The sequence below is a fragment of the Georgenia sp. X1117 genome (assembly GCF_057784635.1).
This window is the reverse complement of the sequence record NZ_CM173492.1, coordinates 1110647-1134316: the sequence shown is the minus strand read 5'-3', so window position 1 is coordinate 1134316 and position 23670 is coordinate 1110647. Positions and strand designations below refer to the sequence as shown.

At 75.3% G+C, this 23670-nt stretch carries 19 protein-coding genes; 11 read left to right on the top strand and 8 right to left on the bottom strand.

Translation table 11 applies throughout. The features are described 5' to 3' along the window. Positions 1–193: 193 nt before the first annotated feature. Positions 194–1225, top strand: coding sequence for a cation diffusion facilitator family transporter (locus AC3D3D_RS05080; protein WP_463661241.1), 1032 nt, complete (start codon positions 194–196; stop codon positions 1223–1225). A 127-nt stretch (positions 1226–1352) separates the two neighbouring features. Here AC3D3D_RS05080 and AC3D3D_RS05075 read toward each other — a convergent pair whose 3' ends face one another. Beyond that, positions 1353–2240 (bottom strand): RDD family protein, encoded by an 888-nt coding sequence (locus AC3D3D_RS05075; RefSeq protein ID WP_463661242.1) that lies wholly within the window; start codon positions 2238–2240, stop codon positions 1353–1355. A gap of 19 nt (positions 2241–2259) precedes the next feature. Between AC3D3D_RS05075 and AC3D3D_RS05070 the strand changes: the two genes are divergently transcribed. Further along, positions 2260–3258, top strand: coding sequence for a stage II sporulation protein M (locus tag AC3D3D_RS05070; protein ID WP_463661243.1), 999 nt, complete (start codon positions 2260–2262; stop codon positions 3256–3258). Between the two features lie 45 nt (positions 3259–3303). Here the strand turns inward: AC3D3D_RS05070 and AC3D3D_RS05065 are convergent, their stop codons facing one another. The 5 genes from AC3D3D_RS05065 to AC3D3D_RS05045 all read right to left on the bottom strand — a co-directional run bounded on the left by AC3D3D_RS05065 (position 3304) and on the right by AC3D3D_RS05045 (position 9184). Further along, positions 3304–4623, bottom strand: coding sequence for a DUF58 domain-containing protein (locus tag AC3D3D_RS05065; RefSeq protein ID WP_463661244.1), 1320 nt, complete (start codon positions 4621–4623; stop codon positions 3304–3306). Next, positions 4623–5729: an AAA family ATPase gene (locus AC3D3D_RS05060; RefSeq protein ID WP_463661354.1), complete on the bottom strand. Its 1107-nt coding sequence runs from the start codon at positions 5727–5729 to the stop codon at positions 4623–4625. The genes AC3D3D_RS05065 and AC3D3D_RS05060 overlap by 1 nt, the downstream gene beginning before the upstream one ends. A gap of 149 nt (positions 5730–5878) precedes the next feature. Continuing rightward, on the bottom strand, positions 5879–7132 hold the full coding sequence (locus AC3D3D_RS05055) for a DUF4350 domain-containing protein (protein WP_463661245.1): 1254 nt from the start codon (positions 7130–7132) through the stop codon (positions 5879–5881). After that, positions 7129–7827 carry a DUF4129 domain-containing protein gene (locus tag AC3D3D_RS05050; protein WP_463661246.1) on the bottom strand — a complete coding sequence of 233 codons (699 nt, stop codon included), beginning with the start codon at positions 7825–7827 and terminating at the stop codon, positions 7129–7131. The genes AC3D3D_RS05055 and AC3D3D_RS05050 overlap by 4 nt, the downstream gene beginning before the upstream one ends. Before the next feature lie 7 nt (positions 7828–7834). Further along, on the bottom strand, positions 7835–9184 hold the full coding sequence (locus tag AC3D3D_RS05045; protein ID WP_463661247.1) for a DUF7847 domain-containing protein: 1350 nt from the start codon (positions 9182–9184) through the stop codon (positions 7835–7837). 64 nt (positions 9185–9248) lie between these two features. On the opposite strand from AC3D3D_RS05045, the gene mtrA reads away from it, so the two are divergent. The 9 genes from mtrA (at position 9249) to AC3D3D_RS05000 (ending at position 22021) form a co-directional block, all read left to right on the top strand. Then, the gene (gene mtrA / locus AC3D3D_RS05040) at positions 9249–9932 is read left to right on the top strand and encodes an MtrAB system response regulator MtrA (RefSeq protein WP_463661248.1); all 684 of its coding nucleotides are present in this window, start codon (positions 9249–9251) and stop codon (positions 9930–9932) included. Between the two features lie 89 nt (positions 9933–10021). Then, positions 10022–11710 (top strand): MtrAB system histidine kinase MtrB, encoded by a 1689-nt coding sequence (mtrB, locus tag AC3D3D_RS05035; protein WP_463661249.1) that lies wholly within the window; start codon positions 10022–10024, stop codon positions 11708–11710. After that, positions 11710–13419 carry an LpqB family beta-propeller domain-containing protein gene (locus AC3D3D_RS05030; RefSeq protein ID WP_463661250.1) on the top strand — a complete coding sequence of 570 codons (1710 nt, stop codon included), beginning with the start codon at positions 11710–11712 and terminating at the stop codon, positions 13417–13419. Before mtrB ends, AC3D3D_RS05030 begins: the two co-directional genes overlap by 1 nt. Positions 13420–13614: 195 nt before the next feature. Next, entirely contained in the window at positions 13615–14403 is a 789-nt protein-coding gene (locus AC3D3D_RS05025; RefSeq protein ID WP_463661251.1) for a phosphoribosyltransferase family protein, read from the top strand. Between the two features lie 230 nt (positions 14404–14633). Further along, complete coding sequence (gene hpf, locus AC3D3D_RS05020; protein ID WP_463661252.1) at positions 14634–15278, top strand: ribosome hibernation-promoting factor, HPF/YfiA family; 645 nt, start codon at positions 14634–14636, stop codon at positions 15276–15278. Between the two features lie 85 nt (positions 15279–15363). After that, positions 15364–16617: a winged helix-turn-helix domain-containing protein gene (locus AC3D3D_RS05015; protein WP_463661253.1), complete on the top strand. Its 1254-nt coding sequence runs from the start codon at positions 15364–15366 to the stop codon at positions 16615–16617. Positions 16618–16769: 152 nt separating this feature from the next. Continuing rightward, positions 16770–19862, top strand: a complete 3093-nt coding sequence (secA, locus tag AC3D3D_RS05010) for a preprotein translocase subunit SecA (RefSeq protein WP_463661254.1) — start codon at positions 16770–16772, stop codon at positions 19860–19862. 306 nt (positions 19863–20168) lie between these two features. Further along, entirely contained in the window at positions 20169–21332 is a 1164-nt protein-coding gene (locus AC3D3D_RS05005; RefSeq protein ID WP_463661255.1) for an LLM class flavin-dependent oxidoreductase, read from the top strand. Then, positions 21329–22021 (top strand): CE1759 family FMN reductase, encoded by a 693-nt coding sequence (locus tag AC3D3D_RS05000; protein ID WP_463661256.1) that lies wholly within the window; start codon positions 21329–21331, stop codon positions 22019–22021. The genes AC3D3D_RS05005 and AC3D3D_RS05000 overlap by 4 nt, the downstream gene beginning before the upstream one ends. Before the next feature lie 16 nt (positions 22022–22037). Here the strand turns inward: AC3D3D_RS05000 and AC3D3D_RS04995 are convergent, their stop codons facing one another. Beyond that, on the bottom strand, positions 22038–22610 hold the full coding sequence (locus tag AC3D3D_RS04995) for an Rv3235 family protein (protein WP_463661257.1): 573 nt from the start codon (positions 22608–22610) through the stop codon (positions 22038–22040). After that, positions 22607–23575 carry a LysM peptidoglycan-binding domain-containing protein gene (locus AC3D3D_RS04990; RefSeq protein WP_463661258.1) on the bottom strand — a complete coding sequence of 323 codons (969 nt, stop codon included), beginning with the start codon at positions 23573–23575 and terminating at the stop codon, positions 22607–22609. The genes AC3D3D_RS04995 and AC3D3D_RS04990 overlap by 4 nt, the downstream gene beginning before the upstream one ends. Between the last annotated feature and the right edge of the window lie 95 nt (positions 23576–23670).

Below are 23670 nucleotides of genomic sequence, written 5' to 3'. Positions count from 1 at the left end.
GACCTGCGGGCCCACGCGTCCGACGCGCACGACAGGCGGGCCCCGCGCGCTCTGACCCGCGCGCCATCGGCGCGCCCCATCCGCACGCTCCGACCCGGGCGACCGGCCCCGGGTGCGCGCGGGCTCCGTGCCGGTCCTAGACTCATGCCGCCGCGGGCCCCGCGGCCCTGACACCCGACCGTAAGGGACCGCGATGGCCGCCGGCTCCGGCATGAAGTCCGTCCTCACCGCCCTGTTCGCCAACATCGGCATCGCCGTCGCGAAGTTCGCGGGCTGGCTGCTCACGGGCTCGAGCTCGATGCTCGCCGAGGCCGTGCACTCCGTGGCGGACTCCTCGAACCAGCTGCTGCTGCTCATCGCCGGCAAGCGCGCCACGCGCAGGGCCTCGGAGGTCCACCAGTTCGGCTACGGCCGGGTGCGCTACGTGGCGGCCTTCGTCGTCTCCATCATCCTGTTCACCCTCGGCGGCCTGTTCGCCATCTACGAGGCGTGGCACAAGTACTCCGACCCGCACCCCATCACCGACTGGCAGTGGGTGCCGGTGGTCGTGCTGCTCGCCGCGATGGCGATGGAGGGGTTCGCGCTGCGCACCGCGCTCAAGGAGGGTGCCGCCGCCAAGGGGGACCGGTCGTGGTGGCGCTACCTCAAGGAGTCCCGCTCGCCGGAGATCCCCACCATCGTGCTCGAGGACACCGGCGCGCTCCTGGGCCTGGTCTTCGGCCTGTTCGGCGTCGGCATGACGCTCGGCACCGGCGACGGCCGCTGGGACGCGATCGGCTCGGCCGCCATCGGCGTGCTGCTCGTGGTTATCGCGGTCTTCCTCGCCCGCGAGATGATCTCGATGCTCGTCGGCGAGTCCGCCCTGCCCGAGCACCACGACGCGATCGAGGCCTCCCTGGTCGACGGCGAGGACATCGAGCGCGTCATCCACATGCGCACCCTCCACCTGGGGCCCGACGAGGTCCTCGTCGCCGCGAAGGTCGCCGTCCCCGCCGCCGAGACCGCGGCCGACGTCGCGCGGGCCATCGACGCCGCCGAGGGGCGCGCGCGGGCCTCGGTGCCGCTGCGCCTGCAGATCTACATCGAGCCCGCGCCCTACGAGCACGGCACTCCCCGGGCCGACCGCGAGACCTGGGAGGTCGACCCCGCTCCCGAGCCGACGGTGCCGGCGCCCGGGGCGCACGCCGAGGGCGAGGACGACGCCGAGGACGCCCGGGACGCCTGACCCCGCCCCTTCGCGCCGAGGTGGACCCAGCCCGGTCGAGAAGGACTTCTGCGAGGTCTGCCTCCGCCGGGAGTGGTCCACCTCGGCGGCGAGCCCGCGGCGCTAGACCCTGACGACCGACCGTGGGTCAGGGGTGGTCGGGGATGTCGTAGGGCAGGCGCAGCATGAGGGCGGAGGCGCGGTCCTCCTTCTCCTGGGCCTCCGCGAGGCGCCGCCGTTCGGTGTCCCGGCGCACGACCAGCACGGCGGCGAGGAACCGCTCGGGGTTCGCCCCCGGCGGCGCCGGCTGCGACACGTAGGGCTCGATCTGCGCGGCCAGCGAGCGGGACACCGCCGCGCGGGTGGGCAGGGTCATCAGCGCGGTGCGTCCCAGCAGGTCCCGCGCCGCGGCCGCCAGCCCCGCCGGCAGCGGCCGCACGGTGACCGAGTCCGCCCACGGACCGAGCTCGGGGGGCATGACCAGCGGCAGGCGCAGCGCCTCGGCGGCCCGCACGGAGACGACGATCGTGCCCGCGAGCCGGTCGCCCAGGCGTTGGCCGCGCGCGGAGGCCAGCGAGGCGATCACCGCGCCGCCGCCGGCGGTCATCCACAGCTCGCCGACCCCCACGAGCGCACGCACCGCCGAGTGCCGCAGCCGCACGGGGCCGCCGTCGTCGCGCACCACGCGGGTCCCCGTGGCGATCCGCCCCAGGGTGCGGCCCCGGCTCAGCGTCTCGACGGTCATCGGCACGCCGACCCACCACAGCGCCATGAGGGAGACGACGAGCGTCTGCAGCTGGGCGTCGTTGAGGTTCTCGTCCGCCAGCCCGACCACGAGCAGCAGCGAGGCGCCCAGCCCGAGGACGTAGGCGAAGGCGTCGAGCAGGCCGGAGAGCACCCGGGTGGCGAACCCGGTCGGGGCCAGGTCCAGGGCGACCGCCTCGGAGGTGACGACGACGTCCCCGGCCAGGCCCGCCGCCGTCAGGGCACCCGCCTGGTCCTGCGCGGGGACGCGGCGGGCGGGCGGGGCGGTCACGTGTGGCAGGGTACTGGTCGTGGATGCCGAGGCGTTGGGGGCGGTGCGCTCCGGGCGGTGGGAGCGGCTCGACGAGCTGGCCGCGCGCCGGCGCCTCACCGGACAGGAGGCCGACGAGCTCGTCCGGCTCTACCAGTCCACCTCCGCCGACCTCTCCCGCGTGCGCACGCGCGCCTCGGACGCCTACGTCACCGGCCGGCTCTCGGACACGCTGGCGCGGGCCCGCGGACGCATCGCCGGCAGCCACGAGATCAGCTGGTACGCGCTGCGCCGCCTGTTCACCGTCACCATGCCGCTGGCCCTGTGGCGCGTGCGCTGGTGGACGCACGGGGTGACGGTCGTCTTCCTGCTCGTGGCGCTCGCCACCGGCTTCTACTACGCCACCACCCCGGGCGCCATGGCCGAGCTGGGCACCGAGAGCCAGCTGGAGAACTACGCCGACGAGCAGTTCGCGGCCTACTACTCCAACTACCCCTCGCACGACTTCGCCGCGCAGGTGTGGACGAACAACGCCTGGATCGCCGCGCGCACGATCGGCCTGGGCATCACCGGCGTGCTGCCGGCGCAGATCCTCGCGGTCAACGCGGTGGGCATCGGCGAGGCCGGCGCGATCATGTCCGTCCACGGCGACCTCACCGTCTTCTTCTCGCTGCTCGCCCCGCACGGGCTCCTCGAGCTGACGGCGATCTTCGTCGCCGGCGGCGCGGGCCTCAAGCTCTTCTGGACGATGCTCGTGCCCGGACCGCGCCGCCGGATGACCGCGCTGGCCACCGAGGGCCGCACCACCATCACCGTCGCCGCGGCGCTCGTGGTCGTGCTGCTCGTCTCCGGCGTCGTCGAGGGGTTCGTCACCGGCTCCACCGCGCTCGAGTGGTGGATGAAGATCGTCATCGGGGCGCTGGTCTGGATCGCGTTCTGGGTGTGGACGATGTGGGCCGGGGGCCGCGCGCACCGCGAGCGCCTCAGCGCGGACCTGTCCGACGACGAGGCCGGCTACCGCCTCGCCGAGGCGGGCTGAGCCCGCCGCAGACCCGCGCACCCCGGTCCCGCGCGCCGCGGGCGGTCAGAGCCGGCCGGCGGCCTTGAGGGCGAGGTAGGTGTCGGCCAGCCGCGGCGCGATCTGCTCGGGCAGCCCCTGGACGACGTCGGCCCCCGCCTGACGCAGCCGCACCGCCACGGCCTCCCGCTCGAGCCCGACCCGCTCGGCGGCAGCCGCGTCGTGCACGGAGGTCGTGGTCGAGCGGTCCTGGCGCAGCTCCTCGACGGCCGGGTCCTCGGTGGAGGCGACGACGACGGTGTGGTCGCGGGCCATGCGCCGCACCACCGGCAGCAGGCCCGAGCTCATCGTCGAGGGGTCGATCGCCGTCAGCAGCACCACGAGTGCCCGCTGGGACAGGGTCTGGCCGACCGCCTGGGCCACGGTGGTCCAGTCCGTCTCCAGCAGCGCCGGCTCGACCCCGGCCAGCGCCTCGGCCAGGCTCGGCATGAGCCGTGGCCCGGCCACGCCGGTCACCCGCGCCCGCACGCCGGCGTCCACGACGACGACGTCGACCCGGTCGCCCGCGTGGGAGGCGAGCGCCGCGAGCAGCAGCACGGCCTCGATGGAGGCGTCCAGCCGCGGCGCGTCGCCGAGCCGGGCCGCCGAGAGCCGTCCCGAGTCGACGACGACGAGCACCCGCCGGTCGCGCTCGGGACGCCAGGTGCGCACGTGGACGTCGCCGCGGCGAGCGGTGGCCCGCCAGTCGATGGCCCGCACGTCGTCGCCGAGGACGTACTCGCGCAGCGAGTCGAACTCCGTGCCCTGCCCGCGCACGAGGACGCTGGCCCGGCCGTCCATCTCCCGCAGCCGGGCCAGGCGCGAGGGCAGGTGCCGGCGCGAGCGGAACGCGGGCAGGACCCGCAGCGCGGCGGGCACCTCGACCGAGCGCTGGCGGGCGCCGAGGCCCAGCGGGCCGCGCAGGCGCACCGTCACGGCGCCGGCCGTGCGCTCGCCCCGGCGGGAGGGGACCAGGGTGGTGCGCATCCGGCGTCGCTCGTCGGGCGGGACGTCGAGGGCGTGCCGGTCGGCGCCGGCCCGCTCCGGCCCGGCGTCCTCGCCGAAGCCCGCCGAGGGCGGCCAGGCGTCGCGCAGGACGCCGCGGGCCCGGCGCCGGCCGTCGTTGGCGACCGTGACGGTGCAGGTCGTCGAGCCTCCGAGGCGGACGGTGCGGGCGACGTCGCGGGTGATGCGCAGGCTGCGCGGGTCGGCGGCGAGCAGCGCGTCGACGACGACGACCAGGGCGACGACGACCGCCCAGATCGCCAGCGTCACCCAGGTGGGGTGCAGCGCCACGGCCACCACCCCGAGCGCGGCGAAGGCCGCGGCGAGCGGGGTGGGCAGCATCAGCGCGGGACCTGGACGGTGGACAGCAGCCCCTGCAGGACGCCGACCGCGGTGACGCCCTCGAGCTCGGCCTCCGCGTGCAGGGCGAGCCGGTGGCGCAGGGTGGGCACGGCGAGGGCCTTGACGTCGTCGGGGGTGACGTAGGTGCGGCCGGTCAGCCAGGCCCAGCCGCGCGCCGTCGCCAGCAGCGCCGTGGCACCGCGCGGGGAGACGCCCAGGGACAGCGAGGGGGAGGTGCGCGTGGCGCGCACGAGGTCGACGACGTAGCCGAGCACCTCCGGGGCCACCTCCACGTGGGCGACCTCCCGGCGGGCGACGGCGAGGTCGGCCGGGCCGGCAACCGGGCGCACGCCCGCACCACCGAGGTCGCGCGGGTCGAAGGCGTCGGCGTGGCGGCGCAGCACCTCGATCTCCTCCTCGCGGGCGGGCAGGTCGAGGACGAGCTTGAGCAGGAACCGGTCGAGCTGGGCCTCGGGCAGCGGGTAGGTGCCCTCGTGCTCGACGGGGTTCTGGGTGGCGATGACCATGAACGGGTCGGGCAGCGGCCGGGCCTCGCCGTCGGTGGTGACCTGACGCTCCTCCATGGCCTCGAGCAGGGCCGACTGGGTCTTGGGCGGGGTCCGGTTGATCTCGTCGGCGAGCATGAGGTTGGTGAACACCGGGCCGGGGCGGAAGGAGAACTCCGCGGCGCGCGCGTCGTAGATGAGCGAGCCCGTGATGTCGCCGGGCATGAGGTCGGGGGTGAACTGCACCCGCTTGGTGTCCATGTCCAGGGCGGTGGCCAGGGTGCGCACGAGCAGCGTCTTGGCGACCCCGGGCACGCCCTCGAGCAGGACGTGGCCGCCGGCCACCAGGGAGATGAGCAGCCCGGTGACCGCACCCTCCTGCCCGACGACGGCCTTGCCGACCTCCGCACGCAGCGCACCGAGGCGCTCGCGCGCAGCCTGGGCCTCGTCCGACTCGGCGTGCCCGCGCCCCGTGCCCGGGGCGCGGCCGGGGCCCTGCTGCGGACCGGCAACCGGTGGCCGGCCGCCCTGCTGGGGCGATCCCTGCCGTGGGGCTCCCTGCTCGGTCGGACCAGGCTGCGGTCCGCCGGGAGACGGCATGCCAGGGGAGGGCACGCCGGGAGACGGCATGCCGTGCTGGGGCCCGCCGTGGGGGGCGGCCGGGCCGGGCGCGCCGCCCTGCGCGGGCCGCCCGGGAGCCCAGGAGGGGGTGTCGTGCGGTGCGAACCGCTCGTCGTCACGGGGGTGGGTCACGATCGGTGGACCTCGCTCTCCAGGTTGTCCAGGTCGGTGGCCAGCTCGCCGAGCTCGGTGCTGGTGATGGGGGGTGGCCCGTAGAGCACGTCGCTCACCCAGGTCTCGCTGCGTCCGCTCGCGGCGGCGACGGCCGCGACGAGGTCGGACCGGTGCACGGCCCGGGGCAGGCCCAGGCGCCTGGCCAGACGGCCGGCGGTGCCGGCGCGCAGCCCGGCCCCGGCGTGGGCGGTGGCCCCGGAGCGACGGTAGAGGGTGCCCCGCCCGCGCACGGTCTCCGCGGAGCGGACCACGACGGGCAGCGGCTCGGGGATGACCTTCCCGAGGTGCCGGCCGCGCGCCAGCGCGAGCACGAGCACCGCGAAGGCCGCCGCCCACCCGACGAGGGTGAGCCAGCCGGTCGACAGCGCCGCCGGCGGGGGCGTCTCGTCGAGGTCGACCGCGGCCACCGGCTCGGTCGGGGTGAACCACACCAGCTGATCGTGGTGGCCCAGCGCCCGCAGGGCGAGCGCGGCGTGCCCGTCCTCGTCGAGCCGCGCGTTGGTCATGAGGTCGCCGTCGGCGAGGACGCGCACCGTGCGGTCGGCGTCCTCGTCCGCCCACACGGCGTAGGCGCTCGCGCCGGACTCGCCGGGGAAGCACGCGGTGACCCCCGCCGCGTCGTCGGTGGGCTCCAGGCCGCCGCGGAAGCCGCCGATCCGGTCGGCGGCGCTCGCGTCGGGGTCGTCGCAGGCGGCGCGCACCGGCCCGGGTCCGCCACCGCCGACGGCGGCGAGCGGGACTCCGGCCTCGCGCAGCGCGGGCGTCGCCGGGTCGATCCAGACGAGGTCGGCGGCGGTGCCGGCGAGCTGCGCCGCGGCCTCCGGGCTGAGGTGGCGGGCGTTGGTCACCAGGACCGTGGTGCCCGGGGAGGCGAGGTCGAGGATCGTGCGCAGGTCGTCGACGACGTCGACGTCGACCCCCTGGTCGCGCAGGATCTCCGCGGTCGCCTGCGCGCCGTCGGGGCGGGGGTTGTGCGCCGAGAGCGGGAGGTCGTCCCGCTCCGAGGTCCACGCCCGCACGAGCACCGAGACGGCGACGAGGGCGAGGACCACGAGGACGACGCGCAGCACGCGCCACCGGCGCGACGGGCCGGGGCCGGCGGGGCCGACCGCCGGACCGACCTCCGGCACGAGGTCTCCGCTGCGCGCGGGGTCCTCGGCGCCCGCCCGGGTCGCGTCGGTGGTCCCGGCCCCACCCGGCGTGCTCATCGCCACACCCCGGACAGCGAGGGTGGCAGCTCGGCCGCGCGGGACTCCTCTGGGGCCTGGCCCCGGGGGCGGCGCGCGCGCTGCACCTCGTCGTCGAGCGCGCGCAGCCGCTCGTCGTCGCCGGGCGTGGCGTGCGCGTCGCCGTACCGCACGCCGTCGAAGAGCCGACCGCCCCAGGTCAGCTCCGCGGCGACCGGGGGCAGCGCGGCCGAGCCGAGGCCGGCCGCCTCGTGCGCGGTCAGACCGGGCCGGTCCTCGATGAAGGCCCGCTCGTCCAGGGAGCGCACGACGGCGCGGAAGCGTTCGGTCACGGCCAGGTCCCAGTCCCCGGCCCGGGCGGCGGCGTCCGCGGCGGCGCGCAGGTCGCGCGAGCCGCGGTCGTCGTCGAAGAGGACCTCCTCGGCCCGCCCACCGCGGGGCCGCACGCGCCTGCGCAGCGGGCCGGACAGGGTGAGGGCGAGCACGACCAGGACGACGATCGCGGCGACCACCAGGAGGGGCAGCGTCCCCGCCGGGGCGGCGCCGCCGCCACCGCCGACGGACAGTCCGTCCAGCAGCCCGCCGACCCAGTCGAGGAATCGCGAGATCGGTCCGGGGGAGTCGTCGTACATCCGCCGGGAGAGCTCCTCGACGGCCCAGTCCCGCGCCTCGGGGGCGTCGGGCGTGACCGGGACCTCGACGCGGGGGAGCGGCACGGCGCGGTCAGCCACGTCCGACGGAGCGGGCGAGCTGGACGTCGAGGCCCTCGCGCCGCATGCGCTGGTCGATGTACACCAGCGAGGTCACTCCCGCGGTGAAGGGGGTGATGATGAGGTTGACGAGGACCGACGCGATCGTGGTCAGCGCGACGACCACCGTCGACGACAGCCCCGCGGCGCCGCCGAGCACCCCGACGGGCACGCCGATGACGCCCGCGACGACCGCGGCGATGATCCCGGCGAGGAGGTAGATGCCGATGAGCCGCCACGTCGACCCCCTGCTCAGCGCCCACGAGCGGGACAGCGCACGCCCGGGCGAGGCCTTCTCCAGGACCACCGCCGGGTAGGCCATGGAGGTCCGCACGGCGAGGATCGCGGCCGGGATCGCCGCCACCGCGAAGACGGCGAGGATCGCGGAGAAGACCGTGACGAAGCCGGTCGTCGAGGACGGGGACGTCGAGAGCAGGCCGGCGAGGACGGCGAAGAGGATGAAGGAGGCGATGATGACCGTGAGGATGGCCAGTCCCCAGAAGATGAGGAGCATGAGCAGGGTGAGCCCGATGAGGGCGGGGATCCGGCCCCGGACCGCGTGCCACACCTGGGCGATCGTCACGCGCTGGCCGATGGCGGAGCGGCTCACCGAGACGACGAGCGCGCCGGTGGCGATGAGGGTGGTCAGCGCGCTGACGCCGCCGATGACGAAGGAGCCCAGCGCCTGGACACCGGTGGACTCCTCGATCGTCAGCGTTCCGCCGGCGGAGGTCGAGGTCCACGAGGCGAGGAAGGACAGGGCGACGGTGAGGATGCTGACGACGGCGGCGTAGAAGAACATCGTCCCGGGGTTGTGGCGCACCGCCCGGAAGGCCCCCTCGAGGATCTCGCCGACCCGCAGCGGCCGCAGCGGGACGATCCCGGGCTGCCCGCCGGCGAGGGTGTCCGCCGCCCAGCTGCCGGTCCCCGGCGCGTCGGCGGCGCCGAACTGCCCGTACCCGCCGGGCCCGCCGCCGACCGGGGTGCCGGGCGGCGGGGGGCCGCCCGCGGGCGCCCCGTACTGCCCGTACTGGCTCGTCGGCGGTGTGGTGCCCGGCTGCGGGCCGTACGGCCCGTACGCCTGCGCGGGCGGTGTGGCCGGGCCGTACTGCCCGTAGCGGCCCGCCGGCGCGGTCGGGTCGGCCCACCCACCGGGCGCGGTCGGGTCGCCCCACCCGCCGGGCGTCGGCTGGGTGCCCCACCCACCGGGTGCGGTCGGCTCGCCCCACCCGCCGGGCGGGCCGTCGGCACCGCCCGGACGGTACGCGCCGTCGTCGCTCGTCCCCTGTCCCACCAGCACCTCCCGGTCTCGCTCCGACGACATCGTGCCACGCATCCTCGGCGCGCCCGCCGGGTGAAGTGCCCACGTCGTGTAGGACACTGGGGCCATGAACGCGCGACTCCTCGTCGTCGACGACGACATCGCCCTGGCCGAGATGATCGGCATCGTCATGCAGTCCGAGGGCTTCGACGTCGTCCACGTCGCCGACGGCGCGGCCGCGCCGGAGACCTTCCGGCAGACCCACCCGGACATCGTCCTGCTCGACCTCATGCTCCCGGGCCTGGACGGCATCCAGATCTGCCGCATCATCCGGGCCGAGTCCGACGTCCCGATCGTCATGCTCACGGCCCGCTCGGACACCCTCGACGTCGTCGCCGGTCTCGAGGCCGGCGCGGACGACTACGTGCAGAAGCCGTTCAAGCCCAAGGAGCTCGTCGCCCGGATCCGTGCGCGGCTGCGCCGCCAGGACGACGTCGACCCCGAGCGGCTGCGGATCTCCGACCTGGAGATCGACGTCGCCGCGCACGAGGTCCGCCGGGGCGACGAGCTCATCGCCCTGACCCCGCTGGAGTTCGACCTCGTCGTGGCGCTGGCCCGCAAGCCGCGTCAGGTCTTCACCCGTGAGCAGCTGCTCGAGACGGTGTGGGGCTACCGCCACTCGGCCGACACCCGGCTGGTCAACGTCCATGTCCAGCGCCTGCGGGCCAAGGTGGAGATCGACCCGGAGAACCCGCAGGTCGTCGTCACGGTCCGCGGCGTCGGCTACCGGGCCGGACCCATCCAGGCGTGAGCGGCGACGACGCCGACGGACCCCCTGACGGGGCGGCGTCCCCGGACGCGACCTCGACGGACGGGACCCCTGCCACGACGGAAACCGCCATGGTCCGGTCGGACACGCACGCCCGCACCGCGACCGCGCCCCGCCCGCGCTCGTGGCGCACCCGCGTGCGGCGGCGGCTCTTCGGCGCGGCCCGCAGCTGGCGCGGCTCCCTGGCCGTGCGCGTGGTCACCGTGACCCTCGTCGTCGGCATGGTCGGGATCGGCGTCATCGCCGCGGTCATCACCTCCCAGATCCGCGACCGGTTCTTCGACGCGCGCGTCGAGCAGGTCATCGCCGACGCCGCCGACCGCGCCTCGGAGGCCCAGACGAACCTCGACGGGGCGATCGCCGCCACCCCCAGCGAGGTCCAGCAGATCGCCACCGACATCGTCGACCTCAGCCAGGGGGCCTCGGCCGGGATCGTCGGCACGGTCATCACCCGCGACGACGACCACGCCACCGGACCGACGATCCTCGAGCCCGCCAGCTCGGGCAGCCTGCGCGAGCTCGTCACCCCCGAGATGCGCTCGGCGGTCGAGCCCGGCGCCAACCTGCACTGGCAGTCGGTGACCCTCGTCGTCGACGGCGAGGAGGTGCCCGGGATCGTCGTCGGGGCACCCGTCCTGCTGCCGGTGGCCGGCGAGTACGAGCTCTACACCTTCTACTCCCTCGAGCCCGAGCAGCAGATGATCGGGGTGGTCACCTCGGTGCTCGGTCTGGCCGCCGTCGCGCTCGTGCTCCTGGTGGCCGGGATGTCCGCCCTCGTGCTGCGCTGGGTGCTGCGGCCGGTGCGGCAGGCCTCGCGCACGGCCGAGCGCCTGGCGGCCGGCCTGCTCGACGAGCGCATGGACGTGCGCGGCTCGGACGAGGTCGCCCTCCTGGCGGAGTCCTTCAACGAGATGGCCGACTCCCTGCAGCAGCAGATCGCGGACATGTCCGAGCTCTCCCGCCTCCAGCAGCGCTTCGTGTCCGACGTCAGCCACGAGCTGCGCACCCCGCTGACGACCATCCGCATGGCCGCCGACCTCATCCACGACCAGCGCGAGGACTTCGCCCCGCCCGTGCGCCGCTCGGCCGAGCTGCTCGTGGCCCAGATCGAACGGTTCGACCACATGCTCGCCGACCTGCTGGAGATCTCCCGCTTCGACGCCGGCGCGGCGATCCTCGAGGTCGGCCCCACCGACATCGGCGACCTCGTCGACGGCGTGGTCGCCGGCCACGAGATCCTCGCCGAGCGCAAGGGCGCCGAGGTGCGGGTCCACCGCGCCACCCCCTCGTGCACCGCGGAGGTCGACGCGCGCCGGATCGAGCGGGTGCTGCGCAACCTCCTGGTCAACGCCGTCGAGCACTCCGAGGGTCGGCCCATCGACATCACGGTGGGGGCGGACGAGCAGACCGCCGCGGTCCTCGTGCGCGACCACGGCGTGGGGATGTCCGAGGAGCAGGCCGAGCGGGTCTTCGACCGGTTCTGGCGCGGCGACACGGCACGCACCCGCACCACCGGCGGCACGGGGCTGGGCCTGTCCATCGCCCAGGAGGACGTCGGGCTGCACGGCGGCGCGCTCGCCGCCGCCGGCCGGCCGGGCGAGGGGGCCGCCTTCCTGCTCGTCCTGCCGCGCACCGAGGGCGAACCGGTCGGGCCGAGCCCGATCGAGCTGTGGCCCGACGACGACGTCGAGCCCTCCCTCGCCGCGCCCTTCGTCGAGCTCTCCGGCCAGGTCACGTCACCGGAACGGGAGGCGGACTGATGAACGCGCACCGTCCCGCTGCCCGCCGCGCCGCACGGGTCCTCGCCGCGGCGCTCGCGGCGCTGCTGGCGCTCGCCGGCTGCGCGAGCCTGCCCGGGGACGGGCCGGTGGTCGCGGCCGACCCCACCGTCAGCGCCGAGCCCTCGCTCGTGCTCTCCGCGCAGGGCCCGCAGGACGGCGCCCAGCCCGAGGAGATCGTCGAGGGCTTCCTGCGGGCCAGCGCGGCCGGCTTCGCCGACGACTTCTCCGTGGCCCGGCAGTTCCTCGGCGGCGGCGCCGCCAGCGAGTGGCAGCCGCTGGCCCAGACCCGCGTCTACCCCGACTCCGAGGTCACCGACCTCATGACCACCGACGACGGCGGGGTCACCGTCTCCACCCAGCTGCACGCCGTCGTCGACGGCTCGGGGCACTACACCGAGGCCGCCGCCGAGAACGCCGTGCAGACCTCGTTCTCCCTGGCCCGCGACGAGGAGGGGGAGTGGCGCATCATCGACCTCGAGGACGGGGTGCTCATGTCGGCCGAGTCCTTCTCGGTGCAGTTCGAGGCGGTGCCGCTGTACTTCCCCGCCGCCGACGGCGAGACGCTCGTGGCCGACCTGCGCCACTACCCCGCGCAGAACCTCGCCTCCTCGCTCGTCCAGGGGATCCTCGCCGGCCCCTCCGCCTGGCTCGAGCCGGCGGTGATGATGCCGGTCCCGACGTCGACCCGGCTGCTGCTCAGCTCGGTCAACGTCGCCGACGGGGTGGCGACCGTCGACCTCACGGACGACGTCCTCGAGGCCAGCACCCGGGAGCGCGAGCTGCTCGTGGCCCAGCTCCAGCGCACCCTGACCACGGTGCAGGGCATCACCGACGTCACCGTCACCGTCGGCGGCAGCGCGCTGGCGATCGGCTCCGTCCCGCAGCTGCCCACCTACCCCTACACCGCCCAGCCGCTGCTCGCGGTCGCCGACGGCGATCTCGTCCAGCTCGAGGACGGGCTGGCGGTCCGGGTCGACGGCGCCGCGACCCCGCGCACCGGGACCGCCTCCGCCCCGGCCTCCTCGCCGGCCGACCCGCCCGACTCCCACGTCTACCTCGACGGCCCCACCCGGCTGATGGCGGCGCCGTCGGCGGGTCGCAGCGCACGGCTCATCGCCTCGGGGACGGACCTGCTCGCCCCCTCTCTCGACCGCTACGGCTGGGCGTGGACGGGGGAGCGGAGCAACGGTGGCGCCCTGCGCGCCGCCGTGCCCAGCGGGGGGATGACCGAGGTGGACGCCCCGTGGCTCGACGGCTCGGTGGTGCGCGGGCTGAGCGTCTCCAGGGAGGGCTCGCGCGTGGCGGTGATCCGGGAGTCCGGCGGCTCGGTCCTCATCGAGGTCGCCGGCGTCCAGCGCGACGCCGACGACACCCCGCGGTCGATCGGCACCACGCAGGCGCGGGTGGGGGCCCGCCTGGTCGACGCCACCGACGTGGCCTGGGTCGACTCCACGACCCTGGTCGTGCTCGGTCGCACGGCCACCGACCCCGGCCAGCGGCCCTACCTCGTGCGCATCGGCGGGGACACCGAGGAGCTGCCCAGCCTGCAGGGCGCGGTGGCGCTGACGGCGGGCCGGGGCACGAGCTCGATCGTCGTGCAGACCACCGACCTCGGCCTCTACGAGCAGTCCGGCGCCTCGTGGACCCGGGTCGCCGACGGGCTCTCCGACCCGGCCCACCCGGGCTGACCGCGCGGCGCGGCGGGCGGCGGCGCACGACGTCGCCGGCCTTGGGCCGGGCAAGGCGTGCACGCGAGGCGGGCGGGCGCGCCGGCCGGGCGGGGCGCGGCCGCCACGTGACCACAGGCGGCCGTCGCCGAGCCCCGCCCACAGCGCCACGGCACCGGCCCGCTCCGGCGGGGCCGGGCGGCGCACCCTCACGGGGTGGGAGCCATCTCCAGGCCGTGGCGGCCGGCCGACGACCTGCGGGCCGCGCTCGAGCTCGTCGTCCCCGCGGAGTGCGCCGGCTGCGGGGAGTGGGGGACCACGCTGTGCCCGGGCTGCCGGGCGTTGCTGGGCCAGGAGCTGACCGAGTGCACCGACGGCGCCCCGCTGCTGGCCGGGGTGGACCGCCCGGTGCTGCGCACCTGGTCCCTGGGTGCGTATCGGGGGCCGCTGCGCCGGATCGTCATCGACTGGAAGACCGGCCGGTGCGGCCACCTGCGTCCGGTGCTCCGCGAGGCCGCCTGCGCGGCAGGGGCGCGCCTGTGGCCGCTGCTCGGTGAGCGTCGCGGACGCCGGTTGTTCGTCGTCCCGGCGCCCTCGGGCCGCACACGCTGGCGCCACGGCCTGCTGGTGGCGGCCGAGCTCGCCGACGCCGTCGCCGCGGGCCTCGCCGATGCCGCCGGCGCGGCCTGGCCGGACGGGGCGCCGGCCGAGGTGGCAGGGACGTCCGAGGTGGCCGGGCCGACCGAGGTGGCCTCGGTGGACCTGCTGCGCCGCGCCGGCGGACCCCGGCGTCAGCGCGGCTCCTCGGCCCGGGGGCGCATGGCCAACCGCAGCGCGCTGCCGCTGGTCCGCGCACCGGTGCCGTCCGGCACCGACGTCGTACTCGTCGACGACGTCGTCACCACGGGGGCCACGCTCGTCGCCTGCGTCCGCGCCCTCGAGGACGCCGGAGCCACCGTCCTGGCCGGCCTCGTCGTCGCCGGCGCGCGGACGCCCGGCAGGTGAGACGGCGTCGTCCCGTCGGGGACCACCAGGTGACCGCGAGGTGTCCGGGACGCGACGGGCCGGGTAGCGTTGCTCCATGGAGCCACCCGGGACCCGAGCGTCGGACCGGGTGGCTGTGTCGTCCCCGCTGCGGGAGGAGGTGGTCAGCACGCTGACGGGCGCCGACGGCGCCCGAGCTCGACCGGCCGGCGGGTGAACACCCGCCCACGCACCGACCGATGGAGGTCACCATGGAGATCGTCGTCAAGGGTCGCGGCACGGACGTCGCCGACCGCTTCCGTTCCCACGTGGAGGACAAGCTCGCCAAGGTCACGCAGCTCGCCCCGCGCACGCAGCGCGTCGACGTCGAGCTCACCCTGGAGAAGAACCCCAGGCTGGCCGACCAGGCCGAGCGCATCGAGATCACCCTCCGGGACAAGGGACCGGTCATCCGCGCGGAGGCGAGCGCGGCCGACCGGTACGCGGCCCTGGACCTGGCCTCCGGCAAGCTCCTCGAGCGGCTGCGGCGCCACCACGACCGACGCAAGGACCGCCAGCGGCACGCCTCGCGCGCGCTCCCGGCCCAGCCCCTGGAGACCTCCACCGACGACGTCGTGCCCGACGGCCTCGAGGGCGACGCCCCCATCGCCGACCACCCCGCTCCCTCGACCAGCCCGGGCGAGGCGGTCGAGACCCAGCTGGGCGACTCACCCGTCGTGGTGCGCGACAAGCTCCACAAGGCCGAACCCATGACGGTCGACCAGGCGCTGTACGAGATGGAGATGGTCGGCCACCCCTTCTACCTCTTCGTCGACTCCGAGACCCGCCAGCCGTGCGTCGTCTACCGCCGCAAGGGCTGGTCCTACGGCGTGCTGCGCCTGGACTCAACCTGCTGAGCCCGACGCCCGGCCGACCCGGCCGGCACCCCGACGCCCGCGGCCGGGAGCCGCGGGCGTCGGTGCCCGGTGGCAGCATGACCGCGTGCCGCCCACCGAGCTCTCCCTGCGCCAGGTCCGCCGCGTGGCCGTGGCCGCGCAGGGGCTGACCCGCCGACGTCCCGCCACCCCCGCCCGCCGCCACGTGGCCCGTGCCGTGGCGGACACCGCCCTGCTGCAGATCGACTCGGTCAACGTTCTCGCCCGGGCCCACCAGTTGCCGGTCCTGGCGCGGGTGGGCCCGTACGACACGGCGATCCTCGACCGGGTCGCCGGGCGGCACCCCCGCCTCCTGGTGGAGACCTGGTGCCACGAGGCCTCCCTCGTCCCGCCGCGCACCTACGCGCTGCAGGCCGGCCGCCGGGCCGCGACCGAGGCGCGCATGGCCGACCGCGGGTACGGCGAGGAGTCCGTGATGGCCGCGGTCCTGGCGGCTGTGACCGACCGGGGCGCGACGACGGCCGCCGAGCTGCACGACCACCTGGCCCACGAGCGGGCGGCCAAGACGGACTGGGGCTGGAACTGGTCGCCGCTCAAGGTGGCGCTCTCGCGGCTGTGGCGCACGGGGCACCTGGCCGTGGCCGGCCGCAACCCCTCCTTCGAGCAGGTCCTCGACCTGCCCGGTCGGGTCCTGCCCGCCGAGGCGCTCGAGCCCGGACCGTCCTGGCCGGAGGCGGTGCGCGAACTGACGCTGGTCGCCGCCCGCGCGCACGGGATCGCGACGGTGCGCGCGCTGGCCGACTACCACCGCCTCGCTGTGCGCGAGACCGCCCAGGCGGTCGCCGACCTCGTGGCCGACGGCGCGCTCGAGGAGGTGCGGGTCCGCGGTCTGCGCGCGCCGATGGTCCGGCCCGCCGGCGCCCCCGAGCCCCGCCCGGTGCGGGCCCGGGCGCTGCTGGCCCCCTTCGACCCCCTCGTCTTCGACCGCGACCGGCTCCTCGAGCTGTGGGGCATGCACTACCGGATCGGCATCTACACCCCCGCCGAGAAGCGCACCCACGGGTATTACGTGCTGCCCTTCCTCCTTGGCGAGCACCTGGTGGCTCGCGTGGACCTCAAGGCCGACCGCCGCGCCGGCGCGCTCCTCGTGCGCGAGGCGCACGCCGAGGACCCCGCCCAGGTGCCCGACCTGCCCGCGCGGGGGCCCGGGGCGTGGCCCGCGCGCGGGGACGTCGCCCGCGAGCTGGCCGAGGAGCTGGCCGAGGTCGCGCGGTGGTGCGGGGCCGACCGGGTCGACGCCGCCGGTGCCGTGGGGGATCTCGCCCCGGACCTGCGCGCGGCCCTGGCCGCGCGCCCCTGAGGAGCCGGCGCGCACCCCTCGTCGGCCCGTCGGTGAGGTCCGTGCGGTCGACCGTGCCCCGGCCCTTGCCGGTGACACCTACGATGGCGGGTGGCGCGGCATCTCGGCGCGCCCGCCCCACGGGGCGACGGACGACCCCACGGAGAGCCGCTGTGGCCACCTTCCTCGACAAGATCCTGCGGATGGGCGAGGGCCGCGTCGTCAAGCGACTGAACTCGATCGCCGACCAGGTCGACGCGCTCGAGGAGTCCTTCCTCGACATGTCGGACGAGGAGCTGAGCGAGCAGACGCAGGAGTTCCGGGAGCGGCTCGAGGACGGCGAGACGCTCGACGGCATCCTGCCCGAGGCCTTCGCCGTGGTCCGCGAGGCGGCCCGCCGGGTGCTCGGCCAGCGGCACTACCGCGTGCAGATCATGGGTGGTGCCGCCCTGCACCAGGGCAACATCGCCGAGATGAAGACCGGTGAGGGCAAGACCCTGGTCGCCACCCTGCCCAGCTACCTCAACGCGCTCGAGGGCAAGGGCGTCCACGTCGTCACGGTCAACGACTACCTCGCCTCCTACCAGTCCGAGCTCATGGGCCGCGTGCACCGCTTCCTCGGCCTGACCACCGGCTGCATCGTCTCGGGCCAGACGCCCGCCCAGCGGCGCGAGGAGTACGCCGCCGACATCACCTACGGCACGAACAACGAGTTCGGTTTCGACTACCTGCGCGACAACATGGCGCTGAGCACGGACGACCTCGTCCAGCGCGGCCACAACTTCGTCATCGTCGACGAGGTGGACTCGATCCTCATCGACGAGGCCCGCACCCCGCTCATCATCTCCGGGCCCGCCGAGGGTGACGTCAACCCCTGGTACTCGGCGTTCTCGAAGATCGCGCCGAAGCTCGAGCGGGACGTCGACTACGACGTCGACGAGAAGAAGCGCACGATCGGCATCCTCGAGCCCGGCATCGAGAAGGTCGAGGACCTGCTCGGCATCGACAACCTCTACGAGTCGCTCAACACGCCGCTCATCTCCTTCCTCAACAACTCCCTGCGCGCCAAGGAGCTCTACCAGCGCGACAAGGACTACATCGTCGAGAACGGCGAGGTGACGATCGTCGACGAGCACACCGGCCGTCGCCTGCGCGGTCGGCGCTACAACGAGGGCATGCACCAGGCCATCGAGGCCAAGGAGGGCGTGCGCATCAAGGCCGAGAACCAGACGCTGGCCACGATCACGCTGCAGAACTACTTCCGCCTCTACGACACGCTCTCGGGCATGACCGGTACCGCCGAGACCGAGGCGGCCGAGTTCTCCTCGACCTACAAGATCGGCGTCGTCCCCATCCCGCCGAACAAGCCGATGGTCCGCATCGACCAGGGCGACCTCGTCTACAAGAACATCGAGCAGAAGTACAAGGCGATCGTCGCCGACGTCAAGGAGCGCCACGAGGCCGGCCAGCCGGTCCTGCTGGGCACGACCTCGGTGGAGAAGTCCGAGCGCCTGTCCGCGCTGCTCTCCGAGGCCGGCGTCGAGCACGACGTGCTCAACGCCAAGCAGCACGAGCGAGAGGCGGCGATCGTCTCCGAGGCCGGCCGCAAGGGCGCGGTCACGGTGGCGACGAACATGGCCGGTCGAGGCACCGACATCATGCTCGGCGGCAACCCCGAGCACATCGCGCAGGGCGTCCTGCGTGACCGCGGCCTGGACCCGGCGGAGCACGCCGAGGAGTACGAGGCGGCCTGGGCCGGCACCCTCGAGGAGGCCCAGGAGCAGGTCAAGGACGAGCACGAGGAGGTCCTGGCGGCCGGCGGGCTGTACGTGCTGGGCACCGAGCGGCACGAGTCGCGCCGCATCGACAACCAGCTGCGCGGTCGTGCGGGACGTCAGGGAGACCCCGGCGAGTCCCGCTTCTACCTCTCGCTCGAGGACGACCTCATGCGGCTGTTCGGCTCCGGCCCGACGGCGCGCCTGATGGACAACGACGCCTACCCCGACGACATGGCCCTCGAGCACAAGTGGGTCTCCTCGGGCATCCGTCGCGCCCAGGAGGCCATCGAGGCGCGCAACTTCGAGCAGCGCAAGAACGTCCTCAAGTACGACGACGTGATGAACAAGCAGCGCACCGTCATCTACGAGCAGCGCCGCCGGGTCCTGCACGGGGAGGACATCGAGGACCAGGTGCGCGGGTTCGCCGGCGACGTCGTCGACGCCGTCGTCGACCAGCACACCGCCGAGGGCACCCCCGAGGAGTGGGACCTCGACGCGATCCTCGGCGAGCTGGGCGCCTTCTACCCGGTCGACATCACCGAGGACGACCTGGTCGAGCAGGCCGGGCACCGCACCTCGGTGAGCGCGGACCTCCTGCGCCGTGAGCTGCGCTCGGACATCGACGTGGCGTACGACGCGCGTGAGGAGGAGGTCGGCGAGGACCTCATGCGCCGCCTCGAGCGCCGCGTGGTGCTCTCCGTCCTCGACCGCCACTGGCGGGAGAACCTCTACGAGATGGACTACCTGCGCCAGGGCATCTCGCTGCGGGCCGCCGGCCAGCGCGACCCGCTGGTGGAGTACCAGCGCGAGGGCTTCACCTTCTTCCAGGCGATGAACGAGGCGATCCGCGAGGACACGGTGCGCTACGTGTTCAACCTGGAGATCAAGCCGCCCGAGACCGCGGTCGACGCCGCCTCCGCCGCGCAGACCGCGACCTCCGTGGCCGGTCGCGCGACCGCGGCCGGCGCTGCCGCGGGTGCCCGGGCCGGCAGCGGCTCGGAGGCCACGAAGAAGGCCGCCGCCGCAGGCTCGGCCTTTGCCGCCTCCGCACTGGGCGGCGCCGCACCGGCGATGCCGGGTGCCAGGAGCGCCGGCGCCGCGGGTGCGCCCGCCGCGCGGGAGGCCGACCAGGAGTCCGCGCAGGGCGCGGCGGAGGGGAGCGGCACGCCCGACCTCACCGCGGCCGACGCCGGTTCCCTCGGCGGGCAGGACGAGGCGGGGGACGGTGCGGACGCGGCCCCGGCGACCGGCGACGACGGGCGCACGCTGACCGACGACGAGCTGCTCGGCCTCGACGCGCCGCGGCGGCCCAGCGGCCTGACCTACTCCGGGACGAGCGCGTCGACCTCCGGGGCGGACGACGATGCGCCGACCCGGCGCCCGGCCCGCGGCGCACGGCAGCCCGCAGGCGAGGGCCAGGGCGGCGACGACGGCCTCAACCGGGCCCAGCGTCGCGCGCAGGCGAAGAAGGCCCGCAAGAAGGGCTGACCGGGGCAGCGGCGGCGGCCCTTGCGGGCTCGACGCCCTGCCCGGGCCGGGCGCCTCACCCGCGTGCGGCGCCGCCCACCGGGGCGCTCCCGCGGCGCCCCGTGCGGGCTCGACGCGCTACCCGAGCGCGGCATCACGGACGGGACCGACGACGTCGGTCCCGTCCGTCGTCGTTCCCGCCCCTCGTCCCTCCCGGGGTGTGACCGAGCCCTCGCGGCGGGGACCCGGGGCATGGAATGAACCGACGGTCCGCATCGTTGACGGCGGTGTCCATGCAAAAGCATCGAAACCCGGAGGACGGTCGACATGCAGTTCGGAATCTTCAGCGTGAGTGACATCACCACCGACCCGACGACGGGCCACACCCCCTCCGACACCGAGCGGGTGCGGGCGATGCTCACCATCGCCGAGCACGCCGACGCCGCCGGGCTGGACGTCTTCGCCACCGGTGAGCACCACAACCCGCCGTTCGTGGCCTCTTCGCCGACGACGATGCTCGGCTACCTCGCGGCGAGCACCTCGCAGATCACCCTGTCGACCGCGACCACCCTCATCACCACCAACGACCCGGTGAAGATCGCCGAGGACTACGCCATGCTCCAGGTGATCTCCGGGGGCCGCATGGACCTGATGATGGGCCGCGGCAACACCGGCCCCGTCTACCCCTGGTTCGGCAAGGACATCCGCGAGGGCATCAACCTCGCCATCGAGAACTACGCCCTGCTCCGGCGGCTGTGGACCGAGGACGTCGTGGACTGGGCGGGGAAGTTCCGCACCCCGCTGCAGGGCTTCACCGCCACCCCGCGCCCGCTGGACGGCGTGCCCCCGTTCGTGTGGCACGGCTCCATCCGCAGCCCCGAGATCGCCGAGCAGGCGGCGTACTACGGCGACGGCTTCCTGCACAACAACATCTTCTGGCCGATGCGGCACACCAAGCGGATGGTGCAGTTCTACCGCGAGCGCTACGAGCACTACGGCCACGGCAGTGCCGACCAGGCGATCGTCGGGCTCGGCGGCCAGGTGTTCATGCGGGCCAACAGCCAGGACGCCGTGCGCGAGTTCCGGCCCTACTTCGACGACGCCCCCGTCTACGGCAACGGCCCGACGATGGAGGAGTTCACCCGCGAGACCCCGCTGACGGTCGGCTCCCCGCAGGAGGTCATCGACCGCTACGGGAAGATGTGGGAGGACGTGGGCCACTACCAGCGTCAGCTCTTCCTCATGGACCACGCCGGCCTGCCGCTGAAGACGGTCCTCGAGCAGATCGATATCCTCGCCACCGAGGTCGTCCCGGTCCTGCGCCGCGAGGCCGAGTCGATCCGCCCCTCGCACGTCCCCGCGGACCCGCCGAGCCACGCCGACCGCGTCGCCGCGGCGAGCACCGACGGCAGCGCCGGCCCGGCCCACGTGGGTGCCACCGGCGACGACGTCACCGGCCGTCGTGCCGAGGACGGCGAGGTGCTGCGATGAGCGTCGAGGGCGACCTGTACGGCCAGGAGCACGAGGTGTGGTCCGGTGGCGGTCCTGAGGCGGGGAATGGGCCCGAGCGTCGGATCGTGTCCGTGTCGGCCGGCACCTCCGACCCGTCCTCGACCGGCATGCTCGCCGACCGGCTCGGCCGGGCGACCGTGACCGCGCTCGGCGAGCAGGGCGTGCCTGCGAGCCTGACGACGATCGACCTGCGCGGCCTCGCCCACGACGTCCTCAACACCATGCTCACCGGCGTGCGCTCGCAGGCGGTCGAGGAGGCGATGGACGCCGTGGCCGGCGCCGACGGGCTCGTGCTGACCACGCCCGTGTACTCCGCCTCCTACTCGGGCCTGCTGAAGATGTTCCTCGACGTGCTCGACGCGGGCGCGATCGACGGCACCCCGGTGCTGCTCGGCGCCACCGGCGGGACCGCCCGGCACTCGCTGGCCATCGACTTCGCCCTGCGCCCCCTCGTGTCCTACCTGCGCGGACGCGACGTCGCCACGGGCGTGTTCGCGGCGACCGACGACTGGGCGGGGGAGGGGACGGACGCCGGCGGTTCGCTGCCGAGCCGGATCGCCCGCGCCGGTGGTGAGCTCGCTGAGGCGGTCCGCGCCACGGCCCCGCGCGAGGTGGCCGACGAGTTCGCCGCCGTCCCCGACCTCGGGCAGATGCTGCGCTCGATGTGACCCGGCCGGCGGGCGGTCAGCCGATCTCGAGGGCGACGGCGCGCCACCGCCCCCGGAAGGTCTCCAGCCGCACCGCGGCGGCCCGTGAGCGGCCGTCGTGGTGCAGCACCACGCTGACCTCGCGGGCGTGGGGCGCCGGCGAGCTGCCGCTGGTCGCCCGGACGGCCACGTGTGAGACCCGCGGGGGCCGGCCCTGGAGGCGGCCCGCGAGGCCCACGCGCCGCGACAGCGCCTCGTAGAGCGCCGGTGCGAGCCAGCGGGCCAGCTGGGCCGGTGAACGGGCGCCCAGCAGGGCCTCGACGGCGTGCCGCGCCACGGCCCCCGCCAGCCGGTCGGCCGCGGGCCACTCGCTCTCCGGTGCGCCCACGGGCTCGTCCTCGAGGTCCTCGGCCCCGGGCCGGGCCACGCCGGTGAAGCGCACGCGGTCCCAGGGCTGGCCGTGGGAGGTCACCGGCGCCCCGGCGCCCACGGCCGGGATGCGGCGGGCGTGGACCTGCCGGGCGGCCACGGGGTGCTCGGGCACCGCCGCGAGCCGGGCCCGCGTGGTCGGACGGGCGGGCGACGGGGTGTGCAGGGCCTGGGCGCTCATCGGTTCTCCTCGGTGGGGCTCGGCGTGGTCCCGCCGGCGGTCGGGTGCGGTGCGTGCGGTGCCTGGTCGGCGAGGTCCGGGTGGACGAGCTCGGTGCCCACGAGGACAAGGTCTGGCTCGGGGCCGATGACCGCGGCGTTCGCCTCGTACCACCGGGGCCAGGCCGCGGCGATCTCGGCGGGCGTTGCGTCCGGCCCGAGGTCCTCGGCCGCCACCTGCCACAGCGACCCGCCCTCGGTGACGACGCGGGAGGCCGGGGTGGCCCCGCCATCGGCGCCCTCGTCGGTGGGCGCGGGCGGCTCAGGCGCCGGTGCAGCCTCCGGGTCCGGCCCCGGCGCTGGTTCCTGCGTGCCGGCGGCCGGGCCGTCGACGTCGGGGACGGCGGGCACCGGTGGGAGCGCCGGTGCGGCGTCCTCGGCCGAGGCGTCCAGCACCGGCCCGAGGCCAGGGACGACGGGCAGCTCACCCGGGAGCGTGGCGATCGGTGCGGGCACGTGGCCGGGGGCGCCGACGGTCGCCGAGGCCGGCGCGAGGACGAGCCCGGCCGACAGCGTGGCCACGGAGCCCGCGGCCGCGACCCGACGCAGGGCGGGAGCGCCGAGCACGAGGACGACCCGAGCCACCCGCGCGCGCAGGGCGCCGCCCGGGCCCGTCATGCCGCCCACGAGCAGGCCGAGCCCGATCAGCGCGGTGAGCGCGTACCAGGCGGCCACGGCCGCGCCGAGGCCCAGCAGCGGCGCGGCCACCAGGTCCGGCAGGTCGCCCGTGGTGAGGGGGCCGTGGGCGGCGACCTCCCGGCCGGTGCGCCATGCCGGCACGGCCAGGGCCGGTGCGAGCCACGCCCCGATCGTGCCGGCGAGCAGCAGGACCGCCGCCCGGCCCGCTGTTCGGTGGTGGTGGGCGCTGCCCGATGGCGTCGCGCGTTGGTCCGTCCGTCGCATGATCTCCCCCATGATCGTGGTCACCGCCCGATGATGCTTGTTCGTGCTGGTTCATCTCTGATGAGGGCGTCAGAGTGCCATGGGTGTGACGAGCGGCGCAAGAGTGTCGGCGTGTCGCG

Excerpts from the sequence above, each read along its gene's own strand:
- AC3D3D_RS05065 (WP_463661244.1), bottom strand. The coding sequence starts at position 4,623 with ATGCTGCCCACCCCGCTCGCCGCGGCCTTCGCCGCGCTCGGGGTGGTG.
- AC3D3D_RS05000 (WP_463661256.1), top strand. The coding sequence starts at position 21,329 with ATGAGCGTCGAGGGCGACCTGTACGGCCAGGAGCACGAGGTGTGGTCC.
- mtrB (WP_463661249.1), top strand. The coding sequence starts at position 10,022 with ATGGTCCGGTCGGACACGCACGCCCGCACCGCGACCGCGCCCCGCCCG.
- mtrA (WP_463661248.1), top strand. The coding sequence starts at position 9,249 with ATGAACGCGCGACTCCTCGTCGTCGACGACGACATCGCCCTGGCCGAG.
- hpf (WP_463661252.1), top strand. The coding sequence starts at position 14,634 with ATGGAGATCGTCGTCAAGGGTCGCGGCACGGACGTCGCCGACCGCTTC.
- AC3D3D_RS05045 (WP_463661247.1), bottom strand. The coding sequence starts at position 9,184 with ATGTCGTCGGAGCGAGACCGGGAGGTGCTGGTGGGACAGGGGACGAGC.
- AC3D3D_RS05055 (WP_463661245.1), bottom strand. The coding sequence starts at position 7,132 with ATGAGCACGCCGGGTGGGGCCGGGACCACCGACGCGACCCGGGCGGGC.
- AC3D3D_RS05005 (WP_463661255.1), top strand. The coding sequence starts at position 20,169 with ATGCAGTTCGGAATCTTCAGCGTGAGTGACATCACCACCGACCCGACG.
- AC3D3D_RS05030 (WP_463661250.1), top strand. The coding sequence starts at position 11,710 with ATGAACGCGCACCGTCCCGCTGCCCGCCGCGCCGCACGGGTCCTCGCC.
- AC3D3D_RS05060 (WP_463661354.1), bottom strand. The coding sequence starts at position 5,729 with ATGCCGTCTCCCGGCGGACCGCAGCCTGGTCCGACCGAGCAGGGAGCC.
- AC3D3D_RS05080 (WP_463661241.1), top strand. The coding sequence starts at position 194 with ATGGCCGCCGGCTCCGGCATGAAGTCCGTCCTCACCGCCCTGTTCGCC.
- AC3D3D_RS04995 (WP_463661257.1), bottom strand. The coding sequence starts at position 22,610 with ATGAGCGCCCAGGCCCTGCACACCCCGTCGCCCGCCCGTCCGACCACG.